27 protein-coding genes are annotated in these 25,569 nt (G+C 61.6%); 21 read left to right on the top strand and 6 right to left on the bottom strand.

Annotated elements, in window-relative coordinates; all coding sequences use genetic code 11:
* The first annotated feature begins 110 nt into the window (after nt 1-110).
* Nucleotides 111-800 (top strand): hypothetical protein, encoded by a 690-nt coding sequence (locus ISN74_RS20475; protein WP_188795917.1) that lies wholly within the window; start codon nt 111-113, stop codon nt 798-800.
* A 115-nt stretch (nt 801-915) separates the two neighbouring features.
* On the top strand, nt 916-1,194 hold the full coding sequence (locus ISN74_RS20470) for a hypothetical protein (protein WP_188795915.1): 279 nt from the start codon (nt 916-918) through the stop codon (nt 1,192-1,194).
* A gap of 51 nt (nt 1,195-1,245) precedes the next feature.
* Here the strand turns inward: ISN74_RS20470 and ISN74_RS20465 are convergent, their stop codons facing one another.
* Entirely contained in the window at nt 1,246-1,722 is a 477-nt protein-coding gene (locus ISN74_RS20465; RefSeq protein WP_188795913.1) for a GNAT family N-acetyltransferase, read from the bottom strand.
* A gap of 254 nt (nt 1,723-1,976) precedes the next feature.
* Here ISN74_RS20465 and ISN74_RS20460 point away from each other — a divergent pair, with 254 nt between their 5' ends.
* A complete protein-coding gene (locus ISN74_RS20460) occupies nt 1,977-3,464 on the top strand; it encodes a RimK family protein (RefSeq protein ID WP_188795911.1) in 1,488 nt (495 codons plus the stop codon).
* A gap of 262 nt (nt 3,465-3,726) precedes the next feature.
* On the opposite strand, the gene ISN74_RS20455 is transcribed toward ISN74_RS20460, so the two are convergent.
* Entirely contained in the window at nt 3,727-3,984 is a 258-nt protein-coding gene (locus tag ISN74_RS20455; RefSeq protein ID WP_188795909.1) for a hypothetical protein, read from the bottom strand.
* 269 nt (nt 3,985-4,253) lie between these two features.
* Here ISN74_RS20455 and aroE point away from each other — a divergent pair, with 269 nt between their 5' ends.
* The 5 genes from aroE (at nt 4,254) to ISN74_RS20430 (ending at nt 8,443) form a co-directional block, all read left to right on the top strand.
* Nucleotides 4,254-5,081 (top strand): shikimate dehydrogenase, encoded by an 828-nt coding sequence (aroE, locus tag ISN74_RS20450; protein ID WP_188795907.1) that lies wholly within the window; start codon nt 4,254-4,256, stop codon nt 5,079-5,081.
* Between the two features lie 9 nt (nt 5,082-5,090).
* Nucleotides 5,091-5,354, top strand: a complete 264-nt coding sequence (locus tag ISN74_RS20445; protein WP_188795905.1) for a YkgJ family cysteine cluster protein — start codon at nt 5,091-5,093, stop codon at nt 5,352-5,354.
* Nucleotides 5,355-5,442: 88 nt separating this feature from the next.
* The gene (locus ISN74_RS20440; protein ID WP_188795903.1) at nt 5,443-7,215 is read left to right on the top strand and encodes a peptide-N4-asparagine amidase; all 1,773 of its coding nucleotides are present in this window, start codon (nt 5,443-5,445) and stop codon (nt 7,213-7,215) included.
* A 102-nt stretch (nt 7,216-7,317) separates the two neighbouring features.
* Complete coding sequence (locus tag ISN74_RS20435; RefSeq protein ID WP_188795901.1) at nt 7,318-7,614, top strand: hypothetical protein; 297 nt, start codon at nt 7,318-7,320, stop codon at nt 7,612-7,614.
* Nucleotides 7,615-7,930: 316 nt separating this feature from the next.
* A complete protein-coding gene (locus ISN74_RS20430; protein WP_188795899.1) occupies nt 7,931-8,443 on the top strand; it encodes a hypothetical protein in 513 nt (170 codons plus the stop codon).
* A 14-nt stretch (nt 8,444-8,457) separates the two neighbouring features.
* Here ISN74_RS20430 and ISN74_RS20425 read toward each other — a convergent pair whose 3' ends face one another.
* Both ISN74_RS20425 and ISN74_RS21265 read right to left on the bottom strand, forming a co-directional pair.
* Complete coding sequence (locus tag ISN74_RS20425; RefSeq protein ID WP_188795897.1) at nt 8,458-8,991, bottom strand: gamma carbonic anhydrase family protein; 534 nt, start codon at nt 8,989-8,991, stop codon at nt 8,458-8,460.
* 9 nt (nt 8,992-9,000) lie between these two features.
* Nucleotides 9,001-10,764: a patatin-like phospholipase family protein gene (locus ISN74_RS21265; protein ID WP_188795896.1), complete on the bottom strand. Its 1,764-nt coding sequence runs from the start codon at nt 10,762-10,764 to the stop codon at nt 9,001-9,003.
* A gap of 130 nt (nt 10,765-10,894) precedes the next feature.
* Here ISN74_RS21265 and ISN74_RS20415 point away from each other — a divergent pair, with 130 nt between their 5' ends.
* Together ISN74_RS20415 and ISN74_RS20410 are read left to right on the top strand one after the other, a co-directional pair.
* Nucleotides 10,895-12,955 (top strand): M3 family metallopeptidase, encoded by a 2,061-nt coding sequence (locus tag ISN74_RS20415; protein WP_188795894.1) that lies wholly within the window; start codon nt 10,895-10,897, stop codon nt 12,953-12,955.
* Between the two features lie 198 nt (nt 12,956-13,153).
* Entirely contained in the window at nt 13,154-14,059 is a 906-nt protein-coding gene (locus tag ISN74_RS20410) for a 2OG-Fe(II) oxygenase (RefSeq protein ID WP_188795892.1), read from the top strand.
* Between the two features lie 38 nt (nt 14,060-14,097).
* Here the strand turns inward: ISN74_RS20410 and ISN74_RS20405 are convergent, their stop codons facing one another.
* Complete coding sequence (locus ISN74_RS20405) at nt 14,098-15,114, bottom strand: class 1 fructose-bisphosphatase (protein WP_188795889.1); 1,017 nt, start codon at nt 15,112-15,114, stop codon at nt 14,098-14,100.
* Nucleotides 15,115-15,263: 149 nt separating this feature from the next.
* Here ISN74_RS20405 and ISN74_RS20400 point away from each other — a divergent pair, with 149 nt between their 5' ends.
* The 11 genes from ISN74_RS20400 (at nt 15,264) to ISN74_RS20350 (ending at nt 24,519) form a co-directional block, all read left to right on the top strand.
* The gene (locus ISN74_RS20400; protein WP_188795887.1) at nt 15,264-15,884 is read left to right on the top strand and encodes a DJ-1/PfpI family protein; all 621 of its coding nucleotides are present in this window, start codon (nt 15,264-15,266) and stop codon (nt 15,882-15,884) included.
* Between the two features lie 9 nt (nt 15,885-15,893).
* On the top strand, nt 15,894-16,169 hold the full coding sequence (locus tag ISN74_RS20395) for a hypothetical protein (RefSeq protein ID WP_188795885.1): 276 nt from the start codon (nt 15,894-15,896) through the stop codon (nt 16,167-16,169).
* 49 nt (nt 16,170-16,218) lie between these two features.
* Nucleotides 16,219-16,623: a GFA family protein gene (locus ISN74_RS20390; RefSeq protein WP_188795883.1), complete on the top strand. Its 405-nt coding sequence runs from the start codon at nt 16,219-16,221 to the stop codon at nt 16,621-16,623.
* A gap of 23 nt (nt 16,624-16,646) precedes the next feature.
* The gene (locus tag ISN74_RS20385; RefSeq protein ID WP_229678896.1) at nt 16,647-17,297 is read left to right on the top strand and encodes a glutathione S-transferase family protein; all 651 of its coding nucleotides are present in this window, start codon (nt 16,647-16,649) and stop codon (nt 17,295-17,297) included.
* Nucleotides 17,298-17,459: 162 nt separating this feature from the next.
* Nucleotides 17,460-18,164 carry a helix-turn-helix transcriptional regulator gene (locus tag ISN74_RS20380; protein WP_188795882.1) on the top strand — a complete coding sequence of 235 codons (705 nt, stop codon included), beginning with the start codon at nt 17,460-17,462 and terminating at the stop codon, nt 18,162-18,164.
* Between the two features lie 94 nt (nt 18,165-18,258).
* Nucleotides 18,259-18,876, top strand: a complete 618-nt coding sequence (locus ISN74_RS20375) for a ParB-like protein (RefSeq protein WP_188795879.1) — start codon at nt 18,259-18,261, stop codon at nt 18,874-18,876.
* Complete coding sequence (locus ISN74_RS20370; RefSeq protein ID WP_188795878.1) at nt 18,873-20,513, top strand: SulP family inorganic anion transporter; 1,641 nt, start codon at nt 18,873-18,875, stop codon at nt 20,511-20,513. The genes ISN74_RS20375 and ISN74_RS20370 overlap by 4 nt, the downstream gene beginning before the upstream one ends.
* Nucleotides 20,514-20,560: 47 nt before the next feature.
* Nucleotides 20,561-22,318, top strand: a complete 1,758-nt coding sequence (locus ISN74_RS20365) for a DUF885 domain-containing protein (protein WP_188799408.1) — start codon at nt 20,561-20,563, stop codon at nt 22,316-22,318.
* Between the two features lie 145 nt (nt 22,319-22,463).
* Nucleotides 22,464-22,862, top strand: coding sequence for an MbcA/ParS/Xre antitoxin family protein (locus tag ISN74_RS20360; RefSeq protein WP_188795876.1), 399 nt, complete (start codon nt 22,464-22,466; stop codon nt 22,860-22,862).
* 164 nt (nt 22,863-23,026) lie between these two features.
* A complete protein-coding gene (locus ISN74_RS20355; protein ID WP_188795874.1) occupies nt 23,027-23,719 on the top strand; it encodes an RES family NAD+ phosphorylase in 693 nt (230 codons plus the stop codon).
* 134 nt (nt 23,720-23,853) lie between these two features.
* On the top strand, nt 23,854-24,519 hold the full coding sequence (locus tag ISN74_RS20350; RefSeq protein WP_188795873.1) for an SGNH/GDSL hydrolase family protein: 666 nt from the start codon (nt 23,854-23,856) through the stop codon (nt 24,517-24,519).
* Between the two features lie 133 nt (nt 24,520-24,652).
* Here the strand turns inward: ISN74_RS20350 and phhA are convergent, their stop codons facing one another.
* Complete coding sequence (gene phhA / locus ISN74_RS20345; RefSeq protein WP_188795871.1) at nt 24,653-25,546, bottom strand: phenylalanine 4-monooxygenase; 894 nt, start codon at nt 25,544-25,546, stop codon at nt 24,653-24,655.
* Nucleotides 25,547-25,569: the final 23 nt, after the last annotated feature.

The raw sequence follows: 25,569 nt of genomic DNA, 5'->3' as shown, positions 1-25,569 counted from the left end.
AAAATCCTGGGGAAACGGGCGCAGTATAGCCAAGCCGTCAGGATGCCACCGCGCCAGCGTTTATCATGCGCATCGAATTGCACAGGATGTGCGGGTATCTGGAGTCATCGATGAACTGGAATGAATTACTGCGCCTGCCGGCGACCCTGTTGGCGATCCTGGCAGGCATCGTCCTGCTGGTTGCCCTGGCCCAGCTGCTGGCGGCGCGCCAGCACGTGCGGGATCGCCGCCATCTCGCCGCGAGCGGACATACGCTGCTGATGCTGGTTCTGTTGACGCTCGGGATTTTCCTGGGCGGTCTCGCTGTGTCGCTGCAGGGATATCGCTTCCTGAGCGAGGAGGCGCCGGTCGTGCAGATCGATTCGCGCATTCTCACGCCACAACGCTGGGCGCTGACCTTGACCTGGCCGGACGGTGCCACGCGCGAGGTGAGGCTTGCCGGCGATGACTTCCAGGTCGATGCGATCGTGCTGAAGTGGAAACTGCCGGCGGTACTCGCAGGGTTGCCGCCGCTGTATCGCCTGGACCGCATTTCCGGACGCTACGACGACGCTCGGCAGGAAATGGCATCACCGCGCACGGTCATCGATTTCAGCCAGGCCGGCCAGGGCGACTTGCTCGACCTGCGCAAACAGCTTCCCGATTGGTTGCCGGAAGTGGACACGTTGTTCGGCAGCGGCGCCTTCCTGCCGCTGGTGGATGGTGGTCACTACAGCGTGAGCCTGATGCGCACCGGCGCGCTGGTGGCACGTCCGGACGACGCCACGCAGCAGCGCATCGGTCAGCCGCTGGGCGGCTGACCGGCGCGGCCCACTGCGCGCCAGATCGCAAGAAATCCCCGTTTTTCCGATCATCAGGCGGTGCTAGATTTCCCCCACCATCAACCTGCACCGCAGACAAAAAGGGGAGATACGCATGAAACGTTTCGCATCCGTGGCGATGATGGCCGGCCTTGCTTTCGTTGCCAGCGCGGCCATGGCCCAGCAACAGCCGGTTCGTGACATCAGCGCCAAGAAGCACCCGAACCTGTCCCGCGCCCAGCATCAGACCGATGCGGCCTACAAGAGCATCGTCGCCGCGCAGCAGGCCAACGAGTTCGATCTGGGTGGTCATGCAGCCAAGGCCAAGGAATTGCTCGATCAGGCCAATCAGGAATTGAAGCAGGCTGCCGAAGTCTCCAACGCGAACCACTGAGTCCGCTGTGCAAAACCAAAGGGCCTCCTTATGGGAGGCCCTTTTTGTGGATCACTTCAGGATCTTTTCGTAGCGGTAAGCGTCCGACCCATCCTCGTAGAAGCCTTTTACGACCGGACCGAAGCGGTGATAGCCGAATCGCTCGTAGAGGCGGACAGCCGTCTCGTTATCGGTGCGCACTTCCAAACGCAAGGCGTGACAACGGCGCTGACGGGCCGCGGCCTCCGCCGCCTCGATCAATGCGGTGCCCACGCCCTTGCCGCGCGCTTCGGGCAAGCTGGCGATGGAATACAGCCGTGCCACACGGCTGCCTTTGCGGAAAAACACCAGCGCGGTGCCGAGAAAACGGCGATGGTTGGCGCTGGCCACCAGCACGCGCGCCGAGTCGCTGTCCAGGTGACGGCGGAATTGCGCACGACTCACCCGGTCGCTGTCGAAGGTGGCATGCTCCAGCGCGACCAGATCATCGAGATCGGAAAGTTCGGCTCGGCGCACCCGCACGGCGGCGGTTGCTGGCGATGGGGTCATCAGGGGTTCTCGTCAGACGCGCCGGTGCTCGGCCGGGCGCAGGTCACAATGGGGTTCGAGTAAGCGCGGCACTTTAGGGGTGCTTCGTCCAATTTTCCATAGGCCACTTCGCGACGCGCCGTGCGCCTGCGTTTAAGCCCGCTTCATCCGTCGCTCTTGTGCGCTCCGCCGCGGTGCATGACACTGCCGCCTTGCGCTGCGCCGCCTCGTTCCCCTACGCGACGACGTCTCTCCTGCTCGTCTTCTGAGGTGTCATGACCCGACTCGTCATCGTCGTCGAGAAAGCTTCCGATTGGGGCTCCTATTATCCGTCCGTCGACGTCGTCACCGCGACGGACTACCTGCGCGAACCGGTCGGCGGCGACGACGAACGCACACACGTGATCAACCTGTGCCGCAGCTACAAGTACCTGGGTACGGGCTACTACGTGTCGTTGCTGGCCGAGGCGCGCGGGCATCGCGTGATGCCGTCGGTGCGCACGGTAAACGATCTGCGACGCCGCTCGCTCTACGGCATCGCCATCGATGACCTCAATGCCAAGCTCACGCACTTCCTGCCTGCGGGTGGGCGCGACACCACCGACTTCGGCATCTTGGTCTACTTCGGTGAAACCGCCTACCCCGCGCTGCAGGATCTGGCGCGGCAGGTGTTCGAAATGTTTCCGTGTCCGTTGCTGCGCATCGAGTTCGAGCGCGAGCGCGTGTGGCAGATTTCCTCGGTGAAGCCGGTAGGTCTGCACACGCTGGACGACGCGCAGGAAGATGCCTTCGCCGCCGAGCTGGACCGATTCTCCAAGAAATTGTGGCGCAAGCCTCGCGCAAGGCGGCTGTATCGCTACGACGTGGCGATGCTGGTCGATCCCAACGAAGCGATGCCGCCATCGAACAAGAAGGCGCTCAAATCCTTTATCAGCGCCGGCAAGGAACTGGGCATCGAAGTCGATCCCATCGGCAAGAACGATTACCAGCGTCTGGCCGAATACGACGGCCTGTTCATCCGCGAAACCACCGCCAGCGACAACCACACCTACAGCTTCGCGCACCGCGCCGAACGCGAAGGCATGGTGGTGATCGACGATCCCAGTTCGATCCTGCGCTGCACGAACAAAATCTTCCTCAATGACCTGATGGTCTCGCGCAAGCTCGCCGTGCCACGCACGGAGATTCTTTACCGCGACGACACCAAAGGCTTGAAGGAAGTCGCCAGCAAACTCGGCTACCCGCTGGTACTGAAGATTCCCGACGGCTCGTTCTCGCGCGGCGTGGTCAAGGTGGAAAGCGAAGACCAGCTCGAAAAAGCGGCCGGCGAACTGTTCCAGCACAGCGCCCTGTTGCTGGTGCAGGAATTTGTCTACACCGATTTCGACTGGCGCATCGGCGTGCTCAATCGCGAACCGCTGTTCGCCTGCAAGTACTACATGTCGCGCGGCCACTGGCAGATCTACAACCACGGCGCCACCAAGGGCACCGACAAATCCGGCGGCTTCGAAACCATTCCCACACGCGATGCACCGGCCGAAGTGGTGAAGCTGGCGCTCAAGGCCACCAATGCTGTGGGCGACGGCCTGTACGGTGTGGACCTCAAGCAGGTCGGCGACAAGGCCGTGGTGATTGAAGTGAACGACAACCCGTCGATCGACGCCGGCGTGGAAGACAAATACCTGGGCGAAGATCTCTATCGGCGCATCATGCAGGAGTTTTTGCGCCGGATGGAGCGCAAGCGTCTGGGCATCAACGGCTGAGGGTGGCTACGAGGGAAGTCAGCAGCAATCTCGCCGCAACGTCATTCCGGCGAGGTGGGATTGAAGCCGCGGTATCGGGTCAATCACGTCAGAAGCAAAAAATTCACCCAGCGGGTTGTCGCGGCCCACTCTTCCCTGAGTGAACCGGACATCGGCGCGATCCCTCGCGCTGCCGCCGGCAAGCGACCACATCCCTACCAAACCGGCGAGCATCCCTGTGTGCGGCACTCCGGCCACACCTGGCTCCACTGCCAAGCGGAATTCAGTGCCAGATCAACGAAGAGGCATTGCGGCGACGCGCGCGGCACAACGCCAGCAACTGGCGCGGCAAGCTGGGCTCCAGGGTCAGCGCCACGGCCAGCGGCGCGCATAGCAGCCAGAACATCGGCGACCAGCCCAGCAACTCGGTATGCGCAGGCACCAGCGTGGTCGCCAGCAATACGCTGCCTGCCAGCAGCCACACCAAAGACGCGGCCAGCAGGCGAGAACGACGATCGGAAACAGCAATCTGCGAACGCATGGAAAACTCCGGAACGGGCGATGGATGAAGCTTGCCCAGGGGTGATCTCATAGCTTGCGATTGCAGCGCTGCAGCCACCATCAAACCGCACACGTGCCTCACCGTCGCCCCGGCGCAGGCCGGGGCCTAGTGACTTTTGCGCAACAAAGACGCTGGGCCCCGGCCTGCGCCGGGGCGACGATGAGGTAGTGACGACCTTCAATACCCACTACGCACTGCCGCAGCGACGAACACCGTAAAATCGTCGGCCTGAGCAAGGAGCCCCACGCATGTCCCGCCACCTTCAGTTCGCCGTCTTCGGTCACCCGATCGCGCACAGCCTGTCGCCACAAATCCACCAGGCCTTCGCGCAGCAATTCGGCATTGCGCTCGACTACCGCACCATCGACGCCGCGCCGGACGCTTTTGCCGACGCCATCCGGCATTTCTTCAACGAAGAAGAAGGCCGCGGCGCGAATGTCACCCTGCCGCACAAGTCAGCCGCCTTTGCGCTGGCAGACGAACGCACTCAGGCTGCAACGCGCGCTGGTACCGCCAACGTGCTCACGCGTCTCGCCGATGGTCGCCTTGCCGCGCACAACACCGACGGCGCGGCCCTCGTGCGCGACCTCACCGATCGCCACCGCCTGGATCTTCGCGGTCATGACGCACTGTTGCTTGGCGCGGGTGGCGCTGCACGCGCGGTGGCGTGGTCGCTGTTCGAAGCAGGCGTGCAAACGCTCACCATCGTCAACCGCTCGCCGGAAGCCGCCGATGCGCTGGCCGATGCCATCGGCGAACCGGCGCGCGTGCATACGCGCTATTGGGAAGACCTCGGCAACATCGGCAGCTTTGACCTGATCGTCAACGCCACTTCGGCCGGCACGCTGGGCCAGTCGCTCACCTTGCCGTTTTCATTGGCTGGATCGCGCGCGGTTTGCTATGACCTGGGCTATGGCAAGTCCGCGTTTGCATTCATCGCCTGGGCGCGCGCTGCCGGTGCGCTGCATGCTTACGGCGGTCTCGGCATGCTGGTGGAGCAGGCGGCCGATGCATTCCAGTTGTGGCATGGCAAGCGGCCGGAGACCGAGCCGGTTTATCGATCACTGCATGCGTAGCATGCCCCGATGAGCCTTGCCTGTCGGTCCGGTTGTGGTGCGTGCTGCATCGCGCCTTCCATCAGCTCACCGATTCCCGGCATGCCCCATGGCAAGCCGGCGGGCGTCAGATGCATACAGCTTACTTATGACCATCGCTGCGCCATCTTCGGTGACCCGCGGCGTCCGGCCGTGTGCGCCAGCCTGCAGCCCGAGCCTGTCATGTGCGGACCGGATCGCGAGCATGCCATGCACTGGCTTGCGCGACTGGAGGCAGCAACCCGCATCGCGTAACGCGCTTTGCAGATCCATTTAGCATCTCTAAATTTCATGTCATGCTAGCTTGGGCTGACAGGGGGCATTACTCGTGGGGAGTTGCGTCATGTTGCCGAAGGGGAGTTTCCGTCGTTGCCTGGCTGCGGCCGGGTTTTCGTTGTTTCTTGCTGGCGTTGCGCAGGCGGCGCCAGATAACAGCAGTCCAGTGGGTTCGGCCAATGTGACCGTCGCCGATCCGACCGTGCCACGCCCGCCTGGACAGCCGTGCGTCGTGCAGCTTTTCAGCAATGACACGTTCGACGATTACAGTCCGCGGCCTTTCAGCTATACGCCACCGACTGGTTGCGGCACGCATTGGGCCAAGGTGGTATTGGAAGCGGATTTCTCGGTGACCGCCGGTGTGCAGTACGACCGCACCGCCACCATTTTCCTGGCCGGTGTGAACCTGTATTTCGGCAGCACCCAGGAGCCTGCCTCCACGCTGTCGCCGAGCTGGCATGTGGAGCGTGACCTGACCGATTACAGCGCCTTGTTCAGCAACGCAGGTCAAGGCCAGGCGTTCATTGGCAATATCGTCAACAGCACTTACACCGGTGTGATCCACGGCAATGCACGGTTGCTCTTCTATCCTGCCAACGTCCTTGCGCCGGCAGCGAAAGCACCGGATGCCGTGTACCCGTTGGGCAGTGATCCGATCGGCAGCACCGTTGCCTTGAACGACTCCAGCAGCCAGCTGACTGCAACGCTGAGCTTGCCGCGCAATGTCGATCGGGCCTATCTGGATGTTTTCACGCAGAGCCAGAGCAATGACGAGTTCTGGTACACCTGTGTACCGGCTCAATACGCAGCCGAAACCGGCGAATGCAACAACGGCAATTTCCGCGAGGCGGAGGTCAGCATCGACGGCCAGCCGGCAGGCGTGGCGCCGGTCTATCCGTGGATCTATACCGGCGGCATTGATCTATTCATCTGGAAGCCGACGCCCGGCGTGCAGACGCTGAACTTCATTCCTTATCGCGTGGATCTGACGCCGTTCGCTGGCGTGCTCAGCAATGGCTCGCCGCACACGGTGGCGGTGAATGTGGAGGGCGCGGACAGCTACTTCTCCGCCACGGCTGCGTTACTGGTGTATCAGGATAAACATGCCCAGCAGGTGACCGGACAAGTCACGCGCAATACCTTGGCCAATCAACCGCCGACACCCACGATCAGCAGCGCTCTGAGCCAGAACGCTGCTGGCGATGTCACCGGCGGCGTGACCACGGCGCTTAGCCGTCACTTCATCATCGAAGGTTACGCCAACACCTCACGTGGGCGCGTGACGACCACGGTGGACCAGACGGTGGCATTTACCAACACCGAGAGCTTCAACACCAGCGCCACCATTTACGATCAGATCACCGATCAGCTCACCACGGTGGAGGGCGTAAGTCGCAGCAAGCTCGGGCAGGCGCTGGTCGGTGAGTTCAAGGCAAGCTACCGCTATCCGCTGTATGTGGAATCGGATCAGAGCACGCTCTCCGACGGCAACTATTCCATCTTCACTAAAGTGCGCCAGGGCTATAAACAGCACACCGAGGAGGGGCTGGATGGCATCACGCTGTACTCAGCCCAGGTGGAAAACCGCGTGGATGGTTCCGATACCCTGGTCGTGACGCCGAGCTACAGCATCGTCAGCCACAGCGGCCAGCAGGCCACGCAAACTTTTGCGTTCGACGATTCGCTGGGTGGCTGCTATCGCAGCAGCGTCAGCTCCGCCAATAACGTGGTGACCGCCTACAGCAGCGGTCAAGGCTGCCCCGGACAGCAGAACCGAGTGCTGTGGTTCACCCATCCGGATGGCTCTCCTTATCAGGGCGACAGCCTGTTGGGCTGGTAACCGGCACGGGAACCCGCACCCCCTCGGATGGTCCGAGGGGGTGTCGGCGTGCTAGTTTTGCCGGCATTCCATCAGCACCACGTCCCCCTGGAGTTCTTACCGATGCGTATCCGCCTGCTTGCCCTTTCCCTCCTTGGCGTGACCATTGCCCTCGCCGGCTGCCATCACGCCACGCGTCCGGATGGGTCGCGGGTAGATAAGAAGGGCGTGGTCAACATGGACTCGTTTGAGTCTTACATCTCTACGCATCCGACGCCGGAAGACTTCAAGAAAATGTATCCGGGCGTGCAGCTGATGATGCCTGGCATGATCAGCACGATGGAAATCCGCTACGACAATTCCCGCTTCTTCCCGCAGCTGGATAAGGACGGGCGCATCATCGGTGGTGACTTCCACTGAGTTCGTCCGCGTCAAGACTTTCGACACGCGGCTCAGCTGCGTGAAGCTCCGTTCCCCTTTGCCGTTATTCCCGCGAAAGCGGGAATCCATGTTGCTCTGAAGTAACAAGCTGCGATGGATTCCCGCTTTCGCGGGAATGAGGGCAGTGGCAGCGCAAGCTTCAACGCGCGCCCATTCCATTTGTGACTCACCTGTCATATTCGACAGCTTGAGTCATTTTGCTGACATCTTGCATCGCTACTCTGGAGCGACAGCGGGGGCTGCTTCGGATTTCGCGGAGCAGCCGCATTTCCATGCATTGTCAACGCCAGGTGTCATGTCTTCTTCAAATTCCACCACGCCCCAGCGGCGTGGATTGTTGCTTGCCGCGTTGGCTGCAGTAGTAGTGATTGCCGGTGGCGGGTTTTGGTACGCCCACGCCGCGATAAGCGCCAAACCCACCGGCCATACCGCCAATGACGGCAGCGATGTCGGCATCATGATGGGGCTGGCTGATACGGCTTATCAGCAGAAGCATCTGGTTGCACCCGTGGGTAGCAACGTCTACGAGTTCTACTTCAGCGTGCTGCAGCTCGATCCGAACAACCCGACCGCGCAGGACCGTTTACGCGAGGCGTTCAAACCTGCGTGCGATGTGGTCGAAACCACCATCAACTCGGGTGATCTGGATGAAGCGCAGCGCGAACTGTCGCTGCTGCGCATGTACGATCCGCATAACTACAAGCTGGCCCTGCTCGGCAGCGTGCTGGATGCGCAGCGCGTGATCGAACGCAGGCAGCACGAAGCCGAGGCGGAGCGCATGCAGTCGCAGCAGGCTGCTGGCGGATAGAAGCGACCCCAGGCTTATCCAGCCAAATAAACGTCTTTCAGCCGCACGTAGTGATCAGCCGAGTAATGCAGCTGCTCGATCTGCTTGTCGGTAAGCAGACGCACGCGTTGGGCCGGATTGCCCAGCCATAGCTCACGTTCACCCACGACCTTGCCCGGCGGCACTACGCTGCCGGCGCCGACGAAGCCGTATTTCTTGACGGTCGCGCTATCGAGCACGGTGGCGTGCATGCCGATCAGGCAGTAATCCTCGATGGTGCAAGCGTGGATCACCGCGGCATGGCCGATGGTGACGCCTTCGCCGACGATGGTGGGAAAACCACCGGGTGAATACGGGCCGTCATGGGTGACGTGCACCACGGCGCCGTCCTGCACATTGCTGCGCGCGCCGATACGGATGTAGTGCACGTCGCCACGCAAGACCGCGCCGGGCCAGATGGAAACGTCATCGCCCAACACGACATCACCGATTACCGTGGCGGCAGGATCGACGTAGGTGCGGGCACCGAGAGTGGGCGTGACGCCCTTGAAGCTGCGTAAATGATTCATGCGCGCATTTTAGCCGGTGACCGTAAGGTTCTCGTTGCCGGCGGGCAGCTGCCCCTGCTCGCGGATCTCCAGTACGCGCAACGTTTCCTGGTAGCCGGAATCCACCGCCAGTTGCCAGTCTTTCCAGTCGAGCATGCTCACATGCTCCAGGGGTGGCGTAATCAACATGTCGGCCCGCTCGATGCAATGCAGGCTGGTTTCCTCGCTGTTGACCATCGCCGCGCGCGTCAGGGTGGAAACAATGCCCGGCCAGCCGATGCCGCGGCGCTGGCGCATCCACAGTCGCCACCAGGGCGGGGTGGCAAATTCCTCGGTTTTGGCATGCAGCGCGATGTCCGCGCGGATCGCCACCGCGGTGATGTGGGCGATGCCGTCCTCCGCCATGACGTCGGTCGGCAAGTTATCGACAAGCGCCCCATCCACGTAAACATGCCCGCGATGCAGCACTGGCGGCAGGATGCCGGGAATCGAACTGCTGGCGCGCAACCACAGCCACAGCGGTCCATGTCGATGCACCACCCTGCCCTCGCCGGACAAATTGGTGGACACGCAGAAGAACGGCCGTTCCAGATCCTCGATATCGATCGCACCGAACGCACGGCGAAGCATCATGGCGGCGCGGCGTCCACGGGTCAGCGCGACGAACGGCAAGGTCCAGTCCGACAACGGTTTACCGCGCACGAAAGCCTCGTAATAGACGCGCATCATGTCGTCGATGCCCCACATGTTGGCGACGCCGGCACCGATGATCGCGCCGATGCTGGTGCCGCCGATCGCATCGAAGTCATGGCCGGCTTCGCGCAGTGCGCGCAACGCGCCCAGATGGGCCAGCCCGCGCGCACCACCGCCGGCCAACACCAGCCCGCGCGCATGACCGCTGATCAGCCGCGCGATGCGTGGAATATCACCTTCGCCGCAGATATGGTGATGCTGCAATTCACCGCTGAATTCCGCGCGCCAGCGCCGGGCGGCGCCGGGCAACACGCGATGCCCAGGGTGGATCAGCAGCAGATGGCGAGGACGGTGCCGTACCCGTGCCGGATGGCCGGGTGCAGCTTCGGGCCAGGGCTGCGCGGGTTGTGCGGCCAGCGCCGGCAGCAGCAACACATCGGCTTGGCGCAGGCAGCGTAGTCGCCAGGACGCGTCGCCGGTGCTGTCCAGGTAGATCACGAAGCGCACCTGCGCCTCGCGCTCGGCAAACCAATCGCTGCCACGGTTCGCGCCGTGTTCGGCATCGATCACCAAGCAGCTGCCGTAGGCCTCCAGCGCTTGCGCCAGCTGGATGGCCAAGCCGCGCACGGGCACGCCTTTGTCGACGGGCAGAATCGCGAAGGTGCGAGGTTTGTCCGGCGGCTCGACGTGGCGCTCGCGGCGCAGCAGACGGTCAATGGCTTGCCGCGATACCTCAAGCATGGCGCGCGGATGGCGCTCGATCAGGTGCTCGAACAGGCTGCGGTCCAGCCGCAGCAGTTCCGAATCGCGCAGGGCGCGGACGTTGTAACGGAAGGGCTCGCCGCTGAGCAGGCTGATTTCGCCCACGCTGTCGTCTGCCGACATCTGTCGGATGAGATCCGTGGCGCCATCGAATACACCCAGGCTGCCGCTGCGCAGCAAATACAACGCATCCGCGACCTCCCCGGCCCGGAACAGGTATTGGCCGCCGGGCAGGCAGATCCAACGCAGATTGGTCGCCAACGCAGCGCGTTGCGCATCGTTCATATGCGCAAAAAGGGGAATGCGACCGATCAGGGCGGGGATATCGGCAGGAAGCATGCGCCTGATGTTACGACGGCAGCGATGACACCGTACGCATGACGGCTATGACAGATGATCGGAACAGGCGTCTGCCGCCTTGATTTCGGCCACTGCCGCCAGCACGCTGTCGGGTCTGAAGGAGTGTCCCATGAGCCAAAATAACCCCCTGCTTGCCGATACCGGACTGCCGGCCTTTTCGCAGATCAAGCCCGAGGATGTGACGCCGGCCGTCGACGCCTTGGTGGCCGAGAGCCGCGCCGCCATCGACGCCTTGACCGCTCCCGGTGCCATGCGTGATTTCAGCGCGGTGATGCTGCCGCAGGAGCGGCTGGAACAGCGCATCGCCCACGCTTGGTCGCCGGTATCGCATCTGCATTCGGTGGCCGATAGCGAAGCGCTTCGCAAGGTATATGGACCGGCAGAGGAAAAGCTCACCGATCACGCGCTCGAAGTCGGTCAGAATCGTGGTCTCTATGCTGCCGTGCAAGCGGTGGCCGATGCGCCAGACTTCGCGAGCCTGTCCCGTGCGCAGCGCGCGCTGGTCGAACATGCGTTGCGTGATTTCAAGCTTTCCGGTGTCGCGCTGGAAGAACCGGCGCGCTCGCGCTTTCGCGAAATCGGTGTTGAGTTGAGCAAGCTTTCCACCGAATTCTCCAACGCCGTGCTGGACGCCACCGACGCCTGGCACGAACGCATCTCCGACGAGCGCGATCTGGCCGGCATTCCCGAATCCGGCCGTGCCGTGCTACGCCAGTATGCGAAAGAGCAGGGTATCGATGGTTATCTCGTCACGCTCAAGCAGCCGAGCGTGCAGGCGGTGATGACCTATGCCGACAACCGCGCACTGCGCGAACGCGTGTATTGGGCGTACCAGACGCGCGCTTCCGACCAGGGCCCGCACGCTGGCAAGTACGACAACAGCGAACGTATCGAACGCATCATGGCGTTGCGTCATGAGGCTGCGCAGCTGCTCGGTTTCGCCAACGCTGCCGAAGAATCCCTCGCGACCAAGATGGCTGGTGAGCCGCAAGAAGTGCTCGCCTTTCTGCGCGATCTCGGCGCACGCGCCAAGCCGGTGGCGCAAAAGGAACTGGCCACCTTGCGCGACTTCGCCGCCAGCGAACTCAAACTCGATAACCTCGAAACCTGGGATGTGGCTTACGCATCCGAAAAGCTGCGTCAGAAGCAATACGCGCTGGACGAGGAACAACTCAAGCCATACTTCCCGCTGCCTGCCGTCATCGACGGCCTGTTCGGACTGGTGCACAAGCTCTACAGCATCACCCTGACACCACGCGATGGCGTCGATGTCTGGCACCCAGACGTTCGCTATTACGACGTCACCGACAAGGATGGCCGCGTCTTCGCCGGTGCGTACATCGATCTGTATGCACGCAGCGGCAAGCGTGGCGGCGCATGGATGGATGTCTGCCGCGCACGTTTCGATGACGGCGCGCACCTGCAATTGCCCGTTGCGTTCCTCACCTGCAATTTTGCACCGCCGACCGAAGGTCGCCCCGCGCTGCTCACGCATGACGACGTGCTGACCTTGTTCCATGAATTCGGTCACGGCTTCCACCATCTGCTCACCGAAGTACCGCTTCCTTCCGTGGGCGGCATCGATGGCGTGGAATGGGACGCGGTGGAATTGCCAAGCCAGTTCATGGAGAACTTCGGTTGGAATCGCGAAGCGTTGGATCTGTTTGCCAAGCATTGGGAAACGGGCGAACGCCTGCCGGACGAGCTATTTGAGCGCATGCTCGCGGCGCGCCATTTCCACGCCGGCCTGTTCCTGGTGCGTCAGCTGGAATTCGCCTTGTTCGATTTCCTGCTGCACCTGGAATACGACCCAGCCAAGGGCGCGCGCACGCTCGACGTATTGGAAGAAGCACGCCGCGAAGTGGCCGTGCTTCATCCGCCGGCCTGGCAGCGCTTCCCGCAAGCGTTCAGCCACATCTTCGCAGGCGGCTATGCAGCCGGTTACTACAGCTATCTGTGGGCTGAGCTGCTCAGCGCGGACGCCTTCGGCGCCTTCGAGGAAAAAGCCACCAAGGGCCTGAGCGTGATCGATGCCGAAACCGGCGACCGCTTCCGCCGCGAGATCCTGGCCGTGGGCGCCAGCCGCCCCGCACTGGAAAGCTTCGTGGCCTTCCGCGGCCGCGCGCCCGAGCCGGAAGCACTGCTGCGCAGCCACGGCCTGGCCGCCTGATACGCGCCTTCATGCCCTCCCCTGTGTCAGCAGGGGAGAGTCAAGATGGGGTCAGACAATCTCGCCCAAATCATCCGCTGGCGAGCCTCTCCCCCGCCGCCGTCAACAAGTTCACAATCGGCTCTCATTCGCTCTGTCAGTATCGCCGTAGGTAGCGCGATACTGTTATTGAAAGCTCAGTGGACTGGGGAGTCTGCGATGAATGCCATGACGCATTTGCCGCCTGAATGGTTCGATTGGATCCGTGAAAATCTCGCGCGCGGCTGTGCGCCGCAATCGCTGATCGAGGACATGGTGCGCAACCGCTTCGATCCCGTCTTTGCGCGGGCGGCGGTCAACGGCGTGATGACCAACAACGGACCGATTACCGCACCTTTCGAAGAGAAGCCAAAGCCAGCAACCACGGGCTATGTCTACGAGAAGCCGCGCTTTCACGCGGGTAACCTGATTCGCACATCCGATCGCGATGTACGCGTGGTCACGCGCGTCAACCGCCCGCTTATCGCCGTGCTGGACGGTGTGCTGAGCGAAGACGAGTGCGACGAGCTGATGCGCCTATCCGCCAACAAGATGCGTCGCTCGACCACGGTCGATCCGATCAGCGGCAAGCATGAAGTCATCGCCGACCGCAGCAGCGAAGGCACCTTCTTCCTGGTCAACGCCGACCCTTTCATTACCCGTATCGACCGACGCATTGGCGAAGTGATGAACTGGCCAGTGGAAAACGGCGAAGGCCTGCAGGTGCTGCATTACGGCGTCGGCGGCGAATACAAGCCGCACTTCGATTACTTCCCGCCTGAAGATCCGGGCAGCCAAGTGCAAATGACCATCGGCGGCCAGCGTGTCTCGACCATGGTGATGTATTTGAACGAAGTGGAAGAAGGCGGCACCACCATCTTCCCGGAGATCGGTCTGGAAGTCGTGCCTAAAAAAGGTTCGGCCGTCTATTTCGAATACACCAACAGCCAGAACCAGCTCGACAAGCTCACTCTGCACGCAGGCGCGCCCGTGACGCGTGGCGAGAAGTGGATCGTGACCAAATGGATGCGGCAGCGGCGGTATGGCGAGTCGCTGCCAACCACTGAAAAAGCCGCAACAAGCTGACGGAGGCGCGATCTGTTCGATCGCGCCTCGCTCATCTATCAGCCCTGTGCCCCATCCGCCGTCAGGTGGTAATGCGTGGCGACTTCAATTTCCTTCTTCGAACCCAGGAACACCGGCACACGCTGGTGCAGTCCGGTCGGCTGGAGTTCCATGATGCGTTCACGACCGGTGGTAGCAGCGCCGCCCGCCTGTTCGATGATGAAAGCCATCGGGTTGGCTTCGTACATCAGGCGAAGCTTGCCGCCCTTGCTCCTGATCTTGACGTCAAGCGGATAGAAGAAGGTGCCGCCGCGCGTGATGATGCGGTGCACATCGGCAACCATCGATGCGACCCAGCGCATGTTGAAGTCCTTGTTGCGCGGGCCATCCTTGCCGGCCAGCAATTCGCCAATATAACGCTGCATCGGCGGTTCCCAGTGGCGCTGGTTGGACATGTTGATCGCGAATTCGGCGGTTTCTTCCGGAATGCGGATATCGCGGCGGCTGAGGACGAAGCTGCCTACTTCGCGATCGAGCGTGAACTCATGCGTGCCGTAGCCGAAGGTCAGCACCAGTACCGTGGCCGGACCATAAACCACATAACCCGCGGCAAGCTGGGTGGTGCCCGGCTGCAGGAAGTGTTCGGCCTTGGGTTGGGTGATGCCATCCGGGCAGCGCAGGATGGAGAAGATGGTGCCGACGGAGATGTTCACGTCGATGTTTGAGCTGCCATCCAGCGGATCGAACAACAACAGGTGATTGCCCTTCGGATACATGTCGGGGATCTGCTGCGGGTCTTCCATTTCCTCCGACGCGCATGCAGCCAGCTGACCGCCCCAGGCATTGGCTTCCAGCAGAATCTCGTTGGAGATCACGTCCAGCTTCTTCTGCGCTTCACCCTGGATGTTGCCGGTGCCGGCTTCGCCCAGCACGCCGCCGAGGGCGCCTTTGTTGGTGGCGACGGCGATGCGCTTGCAGGCGCGCGCCACCACTTCGATCAACAGGGAAAGCTCGGCATTGACGCGGCCGGCGCGGCGTTCCTCGATCAGGAACTGGATCAGCGAAATGGACTTCATGGCGAACCCGCAGGCAAAGGAGCCGCCATTTTCCCGGGTCCGCCCCGTTGACGCCAGCCACGCGCCTGAACCGGCCACCACGCTGCTGCTGACAACACGCTGGCAGTAGCAGGGGCGCAAGCTTTCATTATCGAAAAGGAGGGACGATCATGCGCGATGTGGTGTATGTGCTGGTTTTTGAGGGGTTTGCCGATTGGCAGGTGGCGCTGGCGCTGGGCGAGATCCGCCGCCCTGGCGATTGGGAGGTGCGCAGCATCGGGTTTGACCGCGCTCCAGTGACATCGATGAGCGGTTTGCAAGTGTTGCCGGATGGCGATATGCGCGAACTGGATCTGGATGCGGCCGCGTTGCTGATATTGCCCGGCGGTCATATCTGGCTGCCATCGCAGGTCGAGAAGATCGCCGAGCTCGCGCAGCAGGTGCATCGTGCTGGCGCACCGGTCGCGGCGATTGGCGAGGGTGTGTTCGCGGTGGCGCGTGCAGGATTGATCGATGACTGCCGTCATACCGGTAGCTGGGCTGGCCAGATTGGTCGTGATGCACCGGCGTACGCAGGCCAAGACCAATATGACGCGAATGTGCTGGCCGTGAGCGATGGTGGTGTCATCACCGCCAGCCATCTGGGCAGCATCGAGTTCGCACGCGAAATCATTCACACGCTGGATCTGTATACCAGCAGCGACCGCGAACACTGGTACCGCCTGTTCAAGCACGCGCTGCCGCCGCCGTGGCTCGCTACCGAAACCGTCGATGTTGCCCGGGCTGCCTGAGGTGATGACATGTCTCATTGGATCGACAAAGTTCTGACCGCATACCGTCCGCTGTATCTGCGCGGCTTGCTGATGGATGGGCAATACCACTTGCCCGCGGCACCGAAAAAACCACCGGAATCAGGCAAGCGGGTGGCTCATCTTCGCCCTGCTTTTGAGCCGGATCGTCGGCGTGTGCTGGTGGCTACGGCAACCGCTGCTGCGGTGACGCTTTGCACGCGTTCGATGCTGACGGCAACGGACGGCACGGTGGAATCGTCCCCCGAACGCGCAGATGAGCATTGAGGCTCCTGCAAAAACTTTCACCTGGGTTGTACCGCGAGGAATCTTCATCATGACAAAGACTTATCACGGCAGTTGCCATTGCGGCACGGTAAAGATCGCAGCGGAAATCGACCTGGTGCAGGGCACTGGTCGCTGCAATTGCTCGATCTGCACCAAGACACGCGCTTGGAGCGTGATCGTCAAGCCGGAAGCCTTTCATCTGATCAGCGGCGAAAACGATCTGTCCGATTATCAATTCGGCTCCCGCAGCATGCACCACCTGTTCTGTCGTCACTGCGGTGTGCGTCCGTTCGGTAAGGGACATCTGGATGTACTGGGCGGTGATTTCTACACCGTCAACATGGCGTGCTTGGACGATGCCGAACCATGGGAACTGATCGAGTCGCCGATGCATTTCTCCGACGGGCGCAACAACAACTGGCAGAACCCGCCTGCCGAAACACGACACCTGTAAGTGTCTACACGGAGATCAGCATCATGATGCCGAACATCCATGATCAGTCCGATCGCAAGGTGATTTTCTTCCACGCCCCGCAAAGCCGATCCGGCGGCACGCTGGCCTTGTTGGAAGAACTGGATGCCGATTACGAGTTGCACCTGCTCAATCTCAAGCAAGGCGAGCAGCGGCAGTCGAGCTATCTGGCGATCAATCCGATGGGCAAAGTGCCCGCGATCTTGCATCGGGATGCACTGGTCACCGAGCAACCGGCGGTATTCCTTTATATGGCCGATCTCTATCCGGAAGCGCGTCTTGCCCCATCGATCGGCGATCCGTTGCGTGGTCCGTATGTACGCTGGCTGGTCTATTACGGTTCGTCATTCGAACCGGCCATTGTGGATCGTTCGCAAAAACGAGCGCCCGTACCGCCGATGACATCGCCCTACGGTGGCTGGGATGATGTGATGAATACGATTCACGCGCAACTGGCCAAAGGTCCCTACCTGTTGGGTGAGCGGTTTACCGCGGCGGACGTGTTGTGGGGTGGTGCGCTGCACTGGACCACGCTGTTCAATCTGGTGCCTGACACCCCGGATATCCGCGCTTACATCGAGCGCGTGATCACGCGTCCCGCGATGCAGCGCGCCGCTGCGAGGGATGAGGCATTCGTTGCCCAGCAGGCGGCGTGAAATGGGTATGCAGTACAACATCCACGAAGATTTCTCCCCTCTCCCTTTCGGAGAGGGGCTTGTTTGGCCTCTCGCGCAGCACGTCGTCGTCTCAATGGCTGCGATGCCATTGCATGACTTCGGACGCTGGCCTGCACCTTCCCGCTGGGCGATCATGTACCCATGCGCCGCGCCGATCGCCTCTTCCTCATCATCAATGCCCTTCGTGGACGCCGTACAGCGTTGCAGGCGCGTCAGCTTGCGGAAACGCTCGGCGTCTCACTGCGCACCGTCTACCGCGATGTGGCAGACCTGCAGCTTTCGGGCGTACCCATCGAAGGCGAGGCTGGCGTCGGTTACGTGCTGCGCAAAGGCTCGGATATTCCACCGCTGATGTTTACCGCCGACGAGCTCGAATCGCTGGTGGTCGGCACGCGCTTCGTGCGCGCGTTTGCTGGCGAGAGGTTGGCAGCGGGCGCGCAGGCCGCGCTGGTCAAGATCGAGGCGGTGTTGCCGCCCGAGCTGCGCGAACGTTCCTCGCGCACCCGCATTTATGCACCGATCTGGCGCGATGAAGAATCGATAGCCTTTGCCGCTCGCATCGACCAGCTGCATGCGTCGATCGAAACCCAACGCGTGCTGCGTCTGCGCTACCGCGACGAAGTCGGACGCGACAGCGAGCGTGAAGTGGAGCCGTTGTGCCTGGCCTTTTGGGGAGGCAAATGGACGCTGGGCACCTGGTGCCGCTTGCGCCGCGATTTCCGCAATTTCCGTCCGGACCGCATCGAGCTGATGGAGGAAACGGGCGAGGTGTTCCAGAGTGCGCCAAACCGGGATCTTGGGTCTTATCTGCAGGCGATGCGGGGTTATTTCGCCGGGCTGGAGTAATACCTGTCGGGCGGCGCTGCGCTGACCCAGCCTACCTCGGCACATCACTCTTCAGGTACCCTGCGCCAACCACGGTCACTGCAGGAGCCCCCTCATGTCATCAGGCGTGCGTCATCCTCTGTTGTCCATCGCGCCAGCCAAGCTGCGCCCGACCCAAATGACTGTGGGTAAGGCCGAAGTGGCGGAAAAGCGTGCCGAGTGGGAAAGACTCGGCAAGAAAAAGCGCAAACAGATGCTTGCCGAGCACTGGTTTCCGGGTGTGCTGGGGCCGAAGAATCAGGTTTATATCGTCGATCACCATCACCTTGGCCTGGCCTTGTTCGAAGAGAAGGTGAAAGAGGTGCCGGTGATGATCCAGCGCGATTTCTCCTGGCTGGAACCGGCGGTGTTCTGGCACACCATGGAGTTCAATCGCTGGGCGCATCCGTACAACGAACAGGGTCTGCGCGAGCAATACGACGCGATCCCGGCCAAGCTGACCGACATGCGCGATGACCCGTTTCGCACATTAGCCGCACGGGTGCGCAACGAAGGTGGCTATTCCAAGGACGCCACGCCCTATTCCGAATTCCTCTGGGCCGATTTCTACCGGCGCCACATGAAGCTCAAAGACGGGCGCATCACACCCAAGGTGCTGAAGGACGCCATGTTGTACGCGCACTCGCATGACACGGCCTATCTGCCTGGCTGGAGCGGCGTCATCGTGCAATGAGTGCCACGTCGTCCCGTCCCGCATTCAACGTGGTGGACCTGCTGGCAGGTCTGGCGATTGCCGGTTTGCTGGTGCCCGAAGCGGTAGCGTACTCGGGCATCGCCGGCATGCCGCCGCAGGCGGGCGTGATCGCGCTGTTCATTGGCCTGATCTGCTACGGCTTGCTGGGTACCAGCCGCTACGCCATCGTTTCGTCCACGTCGTCATCGGCAGCGGTGTTGGCAGCTGGCACGCTGGCGTTGGCCGGCAATGCAGTGATCGCGCGCGCGGCGATTGCCGAAACCCTGGTGCTGTTCGGCGGCATCTGTTTCCTCATTGCGGGGTTTGCGCGACTGGGCGGCCTGTCGCATCTCATCGCCCGTCCGGTACTGCGCGGTTACACCTTTGGCCTGGCCGTCGTAATTGCGCTGAAGCAGCTGCCGCATCTGGGCGGATGGCCGGATCTGCACGGCGACTTCGTGCCGTTGTTGATCAAAGATCTGGTACAGACCTCCAACCAGGTGCACGCAGTGACGCTTGGTACCGGCTTGCTGGCGCTGGCGCTGTTGTTTGTTTGCGAGCGCGTGCGACGCTTGCCGGGCAGCCTGCTGGTGATCGCTTTAGGCGTGATCGCTTCCCCTTGGCTGGCCGCACGTGGGGTGCCGTTGACGGGCGCCATTCATCTGCACATGAATCTCGCCATGCCCACCTGGCCATCCGGTGATCAGTGGCTACCGAGTGTCGAGCTTGCCGCTGCGCTGCTGCTGATTCTCTACGCGGAGTCCTACAGTTCGATCCGCGGTTTTGCGCTCAAGCACAACGATCCCGTTGAGCCGAATCGCGATCTGCTGGTGTTGGGTGTGGCCAACGTATTGTGCGGTCTGCTGCAAGGCATGCCGGTCGGCGCCGGTTATTCGGGCACCTCGGCCAACGAAGCGGCGGGTGCGCAATCGCGTCTGGCAGGCCTGGTAGCGGGTGCCACCGTGTTGCTGATGGTTCTGCTGTTGTTGCGCTGGATCGAACGCATTCCACTGGCAGTGCTGGCAGCCATCGTGATTCACGCGGTAAGTAAATCGTGGCGGCTTTCGGTGTTCCGCCCGTACCTGCAATGGAAGCGTGATCGTCTGCTGGCGCTGGCTTCTGTGGTGGCCGTGTTGTCGCTGGGCATTCTCAATGGTTTGCTGGTGGCGATTGCCTTCAGCCTGATCATGCTGCTGCGCCAGCTCGCCGCCGCGCGCCTGAGCGTGCTGGGCAGACTCGCCGATGGGCATGATTTCGTGGATATCGCGCAACATCCGGATGCGGTGGAGCCAAAGGGCATCCTGATCCTACGTCCGGAAGAGCCGCTGTTTTTCGCCAACGCCGAGTCGGTGATGAGCCTGGCGCGCAAGCAAGTGACGCAACGCGCCGGCCTCAAGCAGGTGATCCTCAGTCTGGAGGAATCTCCTGATCTCGACAGCACGGTGCTGGAATCGCTCAGCGATTTTTCGAGCTGGCTGCAATCACTGAACATCGGCCTGCACGTCGCGCGCCTGAAGGACGAGACGCGCGACTTGCTGTTGCGCGCCGCCCTGCCCCAGCTTTCGCCACAGGCACTCAACAACTGGAGCGTGGAAGATGCCGTGTCGGCATTGGCCGGCGCGTCCTCGTCTACATAGCCTTATCAAGGTATTCCAGAGTGAAAAACGCAACACGTATCAGCTACATGGCCATGGGTTTGGTGTTGGCCATGCCGGCGATGGCACAGCAGGATGCTGACGCACACTTCAGGCAGATCTACCAACAGGAATGGGCTTGGCGCACGGGCCAGTCTGGCATCAGCGCGTCGGGCGAGTCGCAACCCAACAATGGCCGGCTCGACCAGGTCGACGCGAAAAGCCAAGAGGAGCGCCTGGATTACTGGCAGAAAGTGATGAGCCAGCTCGACGCCATCGACGTCAAGCAACTGACCCCGGCTGACCAAGTGAATTATGCGGTTTACCGCGAGCAGATCCGCAACTTCATCGCCGACCAGCAATTCAAGCAGTGGCAGATGCCATTCAACAGCGACTCCGCGTTCTGGAGCGAGCTGGATGACGATCTCGGCAGCGACGGTTTGCGCACGGAAACCGACTATCGCCACTATGTCGACCGGCTCGGCGAAGTGTCGGCGTATTTCGATCAGCAGATTGCCAACATGCGTGCTGGTCTGAAGCGCGGTTTCAGCGTGCCACGCGCTGTGTTGAATGGCCGCGATGTATCGATCGCCTCCGTCGCTGACGCGAAGGATCCTACGCAGACCTCGTTCTACGCGCCGTTGCAGCACATGCCATCGAACATTCCCGCTGCGACCGCGGCAGCGATTCAGGCCGATGCGCGCGAGAAAATCAGCAAGGACGTGATTCCTGCTTACGCGAATCTGCTCACCTTCTTCCGCAACGAATACGTGCCGCAAGCCCGCAACACGCTGGCTGCCGAAGCGCTGCCCGATGGCAAGGCGTATTACCGCCAGCAGATCCGCGAATACACCACGCTTGATCTGGATCCGGACACCATCCACAAGATCGGCCTGGAGCAGGTCGCCAAGATCCACGCGGAAATGCTGCAAACCATGCAGGAGACCGGCTTCAAAGGCAGCTTTGCGGACTTCCTGCACTTCCTGCGCACCGATCCGCAGTTCTACGCCAAGACGCCGCAGGAGCTGCTCGACAAGAGTGCCTGGGTCGCCAAGGAAGTGGATGGCCAGGTCGGTAGATTCTTCGGGCATCTGCCGCGCGAACGTTTCACCATCCAGCCGGTGCCGGACGATATTGCGCCGTACTACACGTCGGGTCGCGGCGGTCCGGACGTCTATCTGGTCAATACCTACGATCTGCCATCGCGCCCGCTCTACAACATGCCGGCGCTGACCTTGCACGAGTCCTATCCCGGCCACGCGCTGCAACTGGAATTGGCGGAAGAAGAACATGACCAGCCTGCCTTCCGTCGCAACGGATACATCTCCGCCTACGGCGAAGGCTGGGGCCTGTATTCGGAATATCTCGGCAACGAAATGGGCATCTACAAGACGCCCTACCAGCGCTTCGGTTTCCTCACCTACCAGATGTGGCGCGCCTGCCGCCTGGTGGTCGACACCGGCATCCATCACCTGGGCTGGACGCGTCAGCAGGCGATCGATTTCATGACGCAGAACACCGCCCTCTCCGATCGCGAAATCGCCAACGAAATCGACCGCTACATCAGCTGGCCGGGGCAGGCGCTGTCGTACGAATTGGGCTATCTCAAAATCTTGGAGTTGCGCGCCAAAGCGGAAAAAGCGCTGGGACCGAAGTTCGATATCCGCGCTTTTCACGACACGATTCTGTCGACTGGTTCCGTGCCATTGCCGGTGCTGGAGCAGCGGATCGATCGGTTTATCGCGGAAGGTGGGCCGGAGCCGGATTTTGGCTCTGACGGCCTAAAAGCCGCTAAGACGGCACCTTGAGGCAAGGCATTCGCCAAACCTGAGCTGCAGTGGCGATGAGATGGGTCAAAAGCCACCCTCAATCGCCACGCAGCCTCCCGGCGGGGCTGGTCAAAACTACACCCATGAAGTAATATCTTCACATACTTTATAGGGAGAGTTTGCTATGACAGCTTATCCCGTGCCCCGAACCGAGCCGACTAAAGGCTTGGGCGGTCCTGCCCTTCGCAGCTTCTTCAAGCTGGCGGATCTGTGGAAGTTGCGCATTTCAGAGCAGCGCAAGTTGCTGGGCGATCCGCCCGAATCCACGTTCTACAAGTGGAAGCGCCACCAGGATGGCGTGCTGGGGCGCGACACGCTGGAGCGCATCAGTTATCTGCTCGGTATCTACAAGGCGCTGCAGATTCTTTTCCCCAATCCCGAACAAGCCGATACGTGGCTGCACAGGCCGAACCAGTCGATGCTGTTCGGCGGGCATTCGGCGCTGGAGCGTATGCTCTCCGGCAACGTCGCCGACCTGTATGTGGTGCGGCAATATCTGGACGCGCAGCGCGGCGGTCACTAAGCGAGCTCAGCCCCCTCATGTACGTTCAGTACACTCAGGCGCCTGTGCGCCTTTGAGGCGCAAACGTTGTCGATCGTCGCAATCGGCGAGAGCCCATTCGGGCACACTTTGCAGGCGACCAGGGAATCACACGAATCGATGGCGATTCGTGCCACAGGACATTCATGCCTACCGACACGCCCCCCATTCGACGCATCCGCTGGAATCAGGCCTATCGCATCGTGCCGAGTCGGTTTCCGCCCGCCGGATTATTCGATCGCATCGCCGATCCCGCCGATCTGGAGGCAGTGTTCGCGCTTGAGGCATTAACCAATCCGCGCCTGCGCGAAGAGGCCAATACGCTGCGCCTCATTCCCAAGGACCGCCGCATCAGTGGGCCGGGCTCGACGCCGGTGATGGCCGCGTTTACGCACCTCAATCCGGAAGGTAGCCGCTTTTCCGACGGCACGTGGGGCGTGTTCTACGCGGCGCGCAATGTGATCACGGCGGTAGAAGAAACGGTCTATCACCGCGAACGCTTTCTCGCCGCGACCGCCGAGCCGGCCTGCGACATTGAGATGCGTTGCTACCGCACCAGCGTCGACTGCAAATTGCACGATATCCGTGGCGGTTGGCCGGCGGCGCACGATGCCGACAGCTACGTGGCCAGCGTGAAGCTGGCGCGCGAACTGCGGCAGGCCGAATCCAATGGCATCGTCTACGACAGCGTGCGGCATCAGGGCGGCGAATGCCTGGCCGCGTTCTATCCCGATGTGGTTGCACCCTGCACACAAGCGCAGCATTTGATCTATCGCTGGGATGGCAAGCACATCGCCAAAGTGCTGGAAGTAAGCGAAATGAAGCGCGCGGGACTGTAACCGCGTTTCGCCAGTTAAGATTCCCCGGATCAAGTCCGGGGTGACGCAACGCAGTTATGATCGGATTCGCAGTCGTCGTGTGCGCGCGAAGCAATGGCGCTGCTTTTGTCATTACGGGCCATTCCGGGAGCGTCATGAAAATCCTGCTATCGCTGTTGCTTGCCCTCACGTCATGCGTTATCTGCGCGGGCGAATCCCCTCATTCGTACTGGAATCCCGCGATCGCTGCGTTCGAAGCTTCTGATCGTGCCAATCCGCCACCGCAAGGTGCAGTACTTTTTATCGGCAGTTCGTCGATCGAACACTGGAAATCGGTCGCCGCTGATTTTCCGGAAGTGAAAGTGATCAATCGCGGTTTCGGCGGTTCCGAACTGGGCGATTCCACCTATTTCGCCGACCGTATCGTGGCGCCCTATCACCCACGCGCCATCGTCTTGTATGCGGGCGACAATGACCTCTATTACGGCCACACGCCACAGCAGGTGCGCGACGATTTCGCCGCATTCGTAAGCAAGGTGCGTTCGTTCGACCCTGGCGTGCCGGTCGCGTTCGTGTCGATCAAACCCAGCGTGGCCCGCCAGTCACTGCTGTCGCAAATCAAGCAGACCAACGATCTGGTACGCGCGTATGCGGCCACGCAAAAGGGCGTGACCTATATCGATGTGTTTACGCCGATGCTGGGTGCGGATAGTCAGCCGCAGCAGAAATGGTTCGGGCCCGATGGCTTGCACATGAACCGCAGCGGTTATGCGTTGTGGATCGGGATCCTCAAGCCGTGGGTGGATGCGCACGCGCGTTGATACGTAATTTCCAAAATTTGCCGCAGGTTTAATAGTTTGTCGTCCCGGCGAAGGCCGGGACCTAGCGACTCGTGGATGCTTAAAGGCACTAGGTCCCGGCCTTCGTCGGGACGACGAACATTGTGGTTATGGGCTACGCATCCGCGTCAGTCGCAAACCCTTCGCGCGTACCGCGATTGAATACGCGGTCACTCTCAAGCACATCGGCTGCTGCATGCGCGGCTAGCGGCTTGAGCTTTTCGTAGATCGGCGTGAAGTCGGGCCGGGTGGCGTCGAACAACTGCTCGAAGCTGTCGATCACGAAATAGGTCTGCTGGTAGGTATCGATGCGGTAGCGCGTGCTCATCACTCGCTCCAGGCCGAAACCGATGCGGTTGGGCGCGTGCGAATCCAGGCAGTAGATCGACTCGCCTTTGGAGCTGACAATGCCGGCGCCATAAATGCGCATGCCCTCGTCGGTGTTGATCAGGCCGAATTCCACCGTGTACCAGTACAAGCGCGTGAGGTTCATCAGCGCGTCGGCGCCGATGGCGAAAGCTTTCATGCCGCCGCGGCCGTAGGCCTGCATGTAGTCGGCGAAGATCGGGTTGAGCAGCAGTGGCACATGGCCGAACAGGTCGTGGAACAGGTCGGGCTCGCTGAGGTAGTCGAGCTGTTCCGGTTTGCGGATCCACCAGCTCACCGGGAAGCGGCGATTGGCCAGATGATCGAAAAACACTTCATCCGGCAGCAGGCCTTCGACGGCGACCAGCTCCCAGCCGGTGGCCTCGCCGAGCACCTTGTTGAGCTCGGAAAACTTCGGAATGCCACCGTCACCCAGGCCGAAACGCTCCACGCCCGCCATGAATTCCTTGCAGGCGCGTCCGGGCAACAGCTCGCGCTGGCGCTTGTACAGCGTGTCCCAGACCTCGTGATCAGTGCGGCTGTAGGACTCCCAGGGCTGTTCCACCACACCCGTGGCATACACCGGCACATAGCCGCGATCGGTTTGCTGGTGTTCGACTCGGCGCGGGGTGTTGGTATCCATGGGGGCTCCGGCTGTACTTGGGA

Source organism: Dyella caseinilytica (assembly GCF_016865235.1).
GTDB classification, from domain to species: Bacteria; Pseudomonadota; Gammaproteobacteria; order Xanthomonadales; family Rhodanobacteraceae; genus Dyella_B; species Dyella_B caseinilytica.
This window is presented reverse-complemented; position numbering and strand designations above follow the sequence as displayed.

Coding starts and splice junctions, on each gene's coding strand:
- ISN74_RS20395 (WP_188795885.1), top strand. CDS start 15,894: ATGTCTCATTGGATCGACAAAGTTCTGACCGCATACCGTCCGCTGTAT.
- ISN74_RS20460 (WP_188795911.1), top strand. CDS start 1,977: ATGACCCGACTCGTCATCGTCGTCGAGAAAGCTTCCGATTGGGGCTCC.
- ISN74_RS21265 (WP_188795896.1), bottom strand. CDS start 10,764: ATGCTTCCTGCCGATATCCCCGCCCTGATCGGTCGCATTCCCCTTTTT.
- ISN74_RS20390 (WP_188795883.1), top strand. CDS start 16,219: ATGACAAAGACTTATCACGGCAGTTGCCATTGCGGCACGGTAAAGATC.
- ISN74_RS20425 (WP_188795897.1), bottom strand. CDS start 8,991: ATGAATCATTTACGCAGCTTCAAGGGCGTCACGCCCACTCTCGGTGCC.
- ISN74_RS20400 (WP_188795887.1), top strand. CDS start 15,264: ATGCGCGATGTGGTGTATGTGCTGGTTTTTGAGGGGTTTGCCGATTGG.
- ISN74_RS20465 (WP_188795913.1), bottom strand. CDS start 1,722: ATGACCCCATCGCCAGCAACCGCCGCCGTGCGGGTGCGCCGAGCCGAA.
- ISN74_RS20430 (WP_188795899.1), top strand. CDS start 7,931: ATGTCTTCTTCAAATTCCACCACGCCCCAGCGGCGTGGATTGTTGCTT.
- phhA (WP_188795871.1), bottom strand. CDS start 25,546: ATGGATACCAACACCCCGCGCCGAGTCGAACACCAGCAAACCGATCGC.
- ISN74_RS20405 (WP_188795889.1), bottom strand. CDS start 15,114: ATGAAGTCCATTTCGCTGATCCAGTTCCTGATCGAGGAACGCCGCGCC.
- ISN74_RS20475 (WP_188795917.1), top strand. CDS start 111: ATGAACTGGAATGAATTACTGCGCCTGCCGGCGACCCTGTTGGCGATC.
- ISN74_RS20375 (WP_188795879.1), top strand. CDS start 18,259: ATGTCATCAGGCGTGCGTCATCCTCTGTTGTCCATCGCGCCAGCCAAG.
- ISN74_RS20350 (WP_188795873.1), top strand. CDS start 23,854: ATGAAAATCCTGCTATCGCTGTTGCTTGCCCTCACGTCATGCGTTATC.
- ISN74_RS20365 (WP_188799408.1), top strand. CDS start 20,561: ATGGCCATGGGTTTGGTGTTGGCCATGCCGGCGATGGCACAGCAGGAT.
- ISN74_RS20370 (WP_188795878.1), top strand. CDS start 18,873: ATGAGTGCCACGTCGTCCCGTCCCGCATTCAACGTGGTGGACCTGCTG.
- ISN74_RS20455 (WP_188795909.1), bottom strand. CDS start 3,984: ATGCGTTCGCAGATTGCTGTTTCCGATCGTCGTTCTCGCCTGCTGGCC.
- ISN74_RS20380 (WP_188795882.1), top strand. CDS start 17,460: ATGCGCCGCGCCGATCGCCTCTTCCTCATCATCAATGCCCTTCGTGGA.
- ISN74_RS20410 (WP_188795892.1), top strand. CDS start 13,154: ATGAATGCCATGACGCATTTGCCGCCTGAATGGTTCGATTGGATCCGT.
- ISN74_RS20440 (WP_188795903.1), top strand. CDS start 5,443: ATGTTGCCGAAGGGGAGTTTCCGTCGTTGCCTGGCTGCGGCCGGGTTT.
- ISN74_RS20435 (WP_188795901.1), top strand. CDS start 7,318: ATGCGTATCCGCCTGCTTGCCCTTTCCCTCCTTGGCGTGACCATTGCC.
- ISN74_RS20360 (WP_188795876.1), top strand. CDS start 22,464: ATGACAGCTTATCCCGTGCCCCGAACCGAGCCGACTAAAGGCTTGGGC.
- ISN74_RS20470 (WP_188795915.1), top strand. CDS start 916: ATGAAACGTTTCGCATCCGTGGCGATGATGGCCGGCCTTGCTTTCGTT.
- ISN74_RS20385 (WP_229678896.1), top strand. CDS start 16,647: ATGATGCCGAACATCCATGATCAGTCCGATCGCAAGGTGATTTTCTTC.
- aroE (WP_188795907.1), top strand. CDS start 4,254: ATGTCCCGCCACCTTCAGTTCGCCGTCTTCGGTCACCCGATCGCGCAC.
- ISN74_RS20355 (WP_188795874.1), top strand. CDS start 23,027: ATGCCTACCGACACGCCCCCCATTCGACGCATCCGCTGGAATCAGGCC.
- ISN74_RS20415 (WP_188795894.1), top strand. CDS start 10,895: ATGAGCCAAAATAACCCCCTGCTTGCCGATACCGGACTGCCGGCCTTT.
- ISN74_RS20445 (WP_188795905.1), top strand. CDS start 5,091: ATGAGCCTTGCCTGTCGGTCCGGTTGTGGTGCGTGCTGCATCGCGCCT.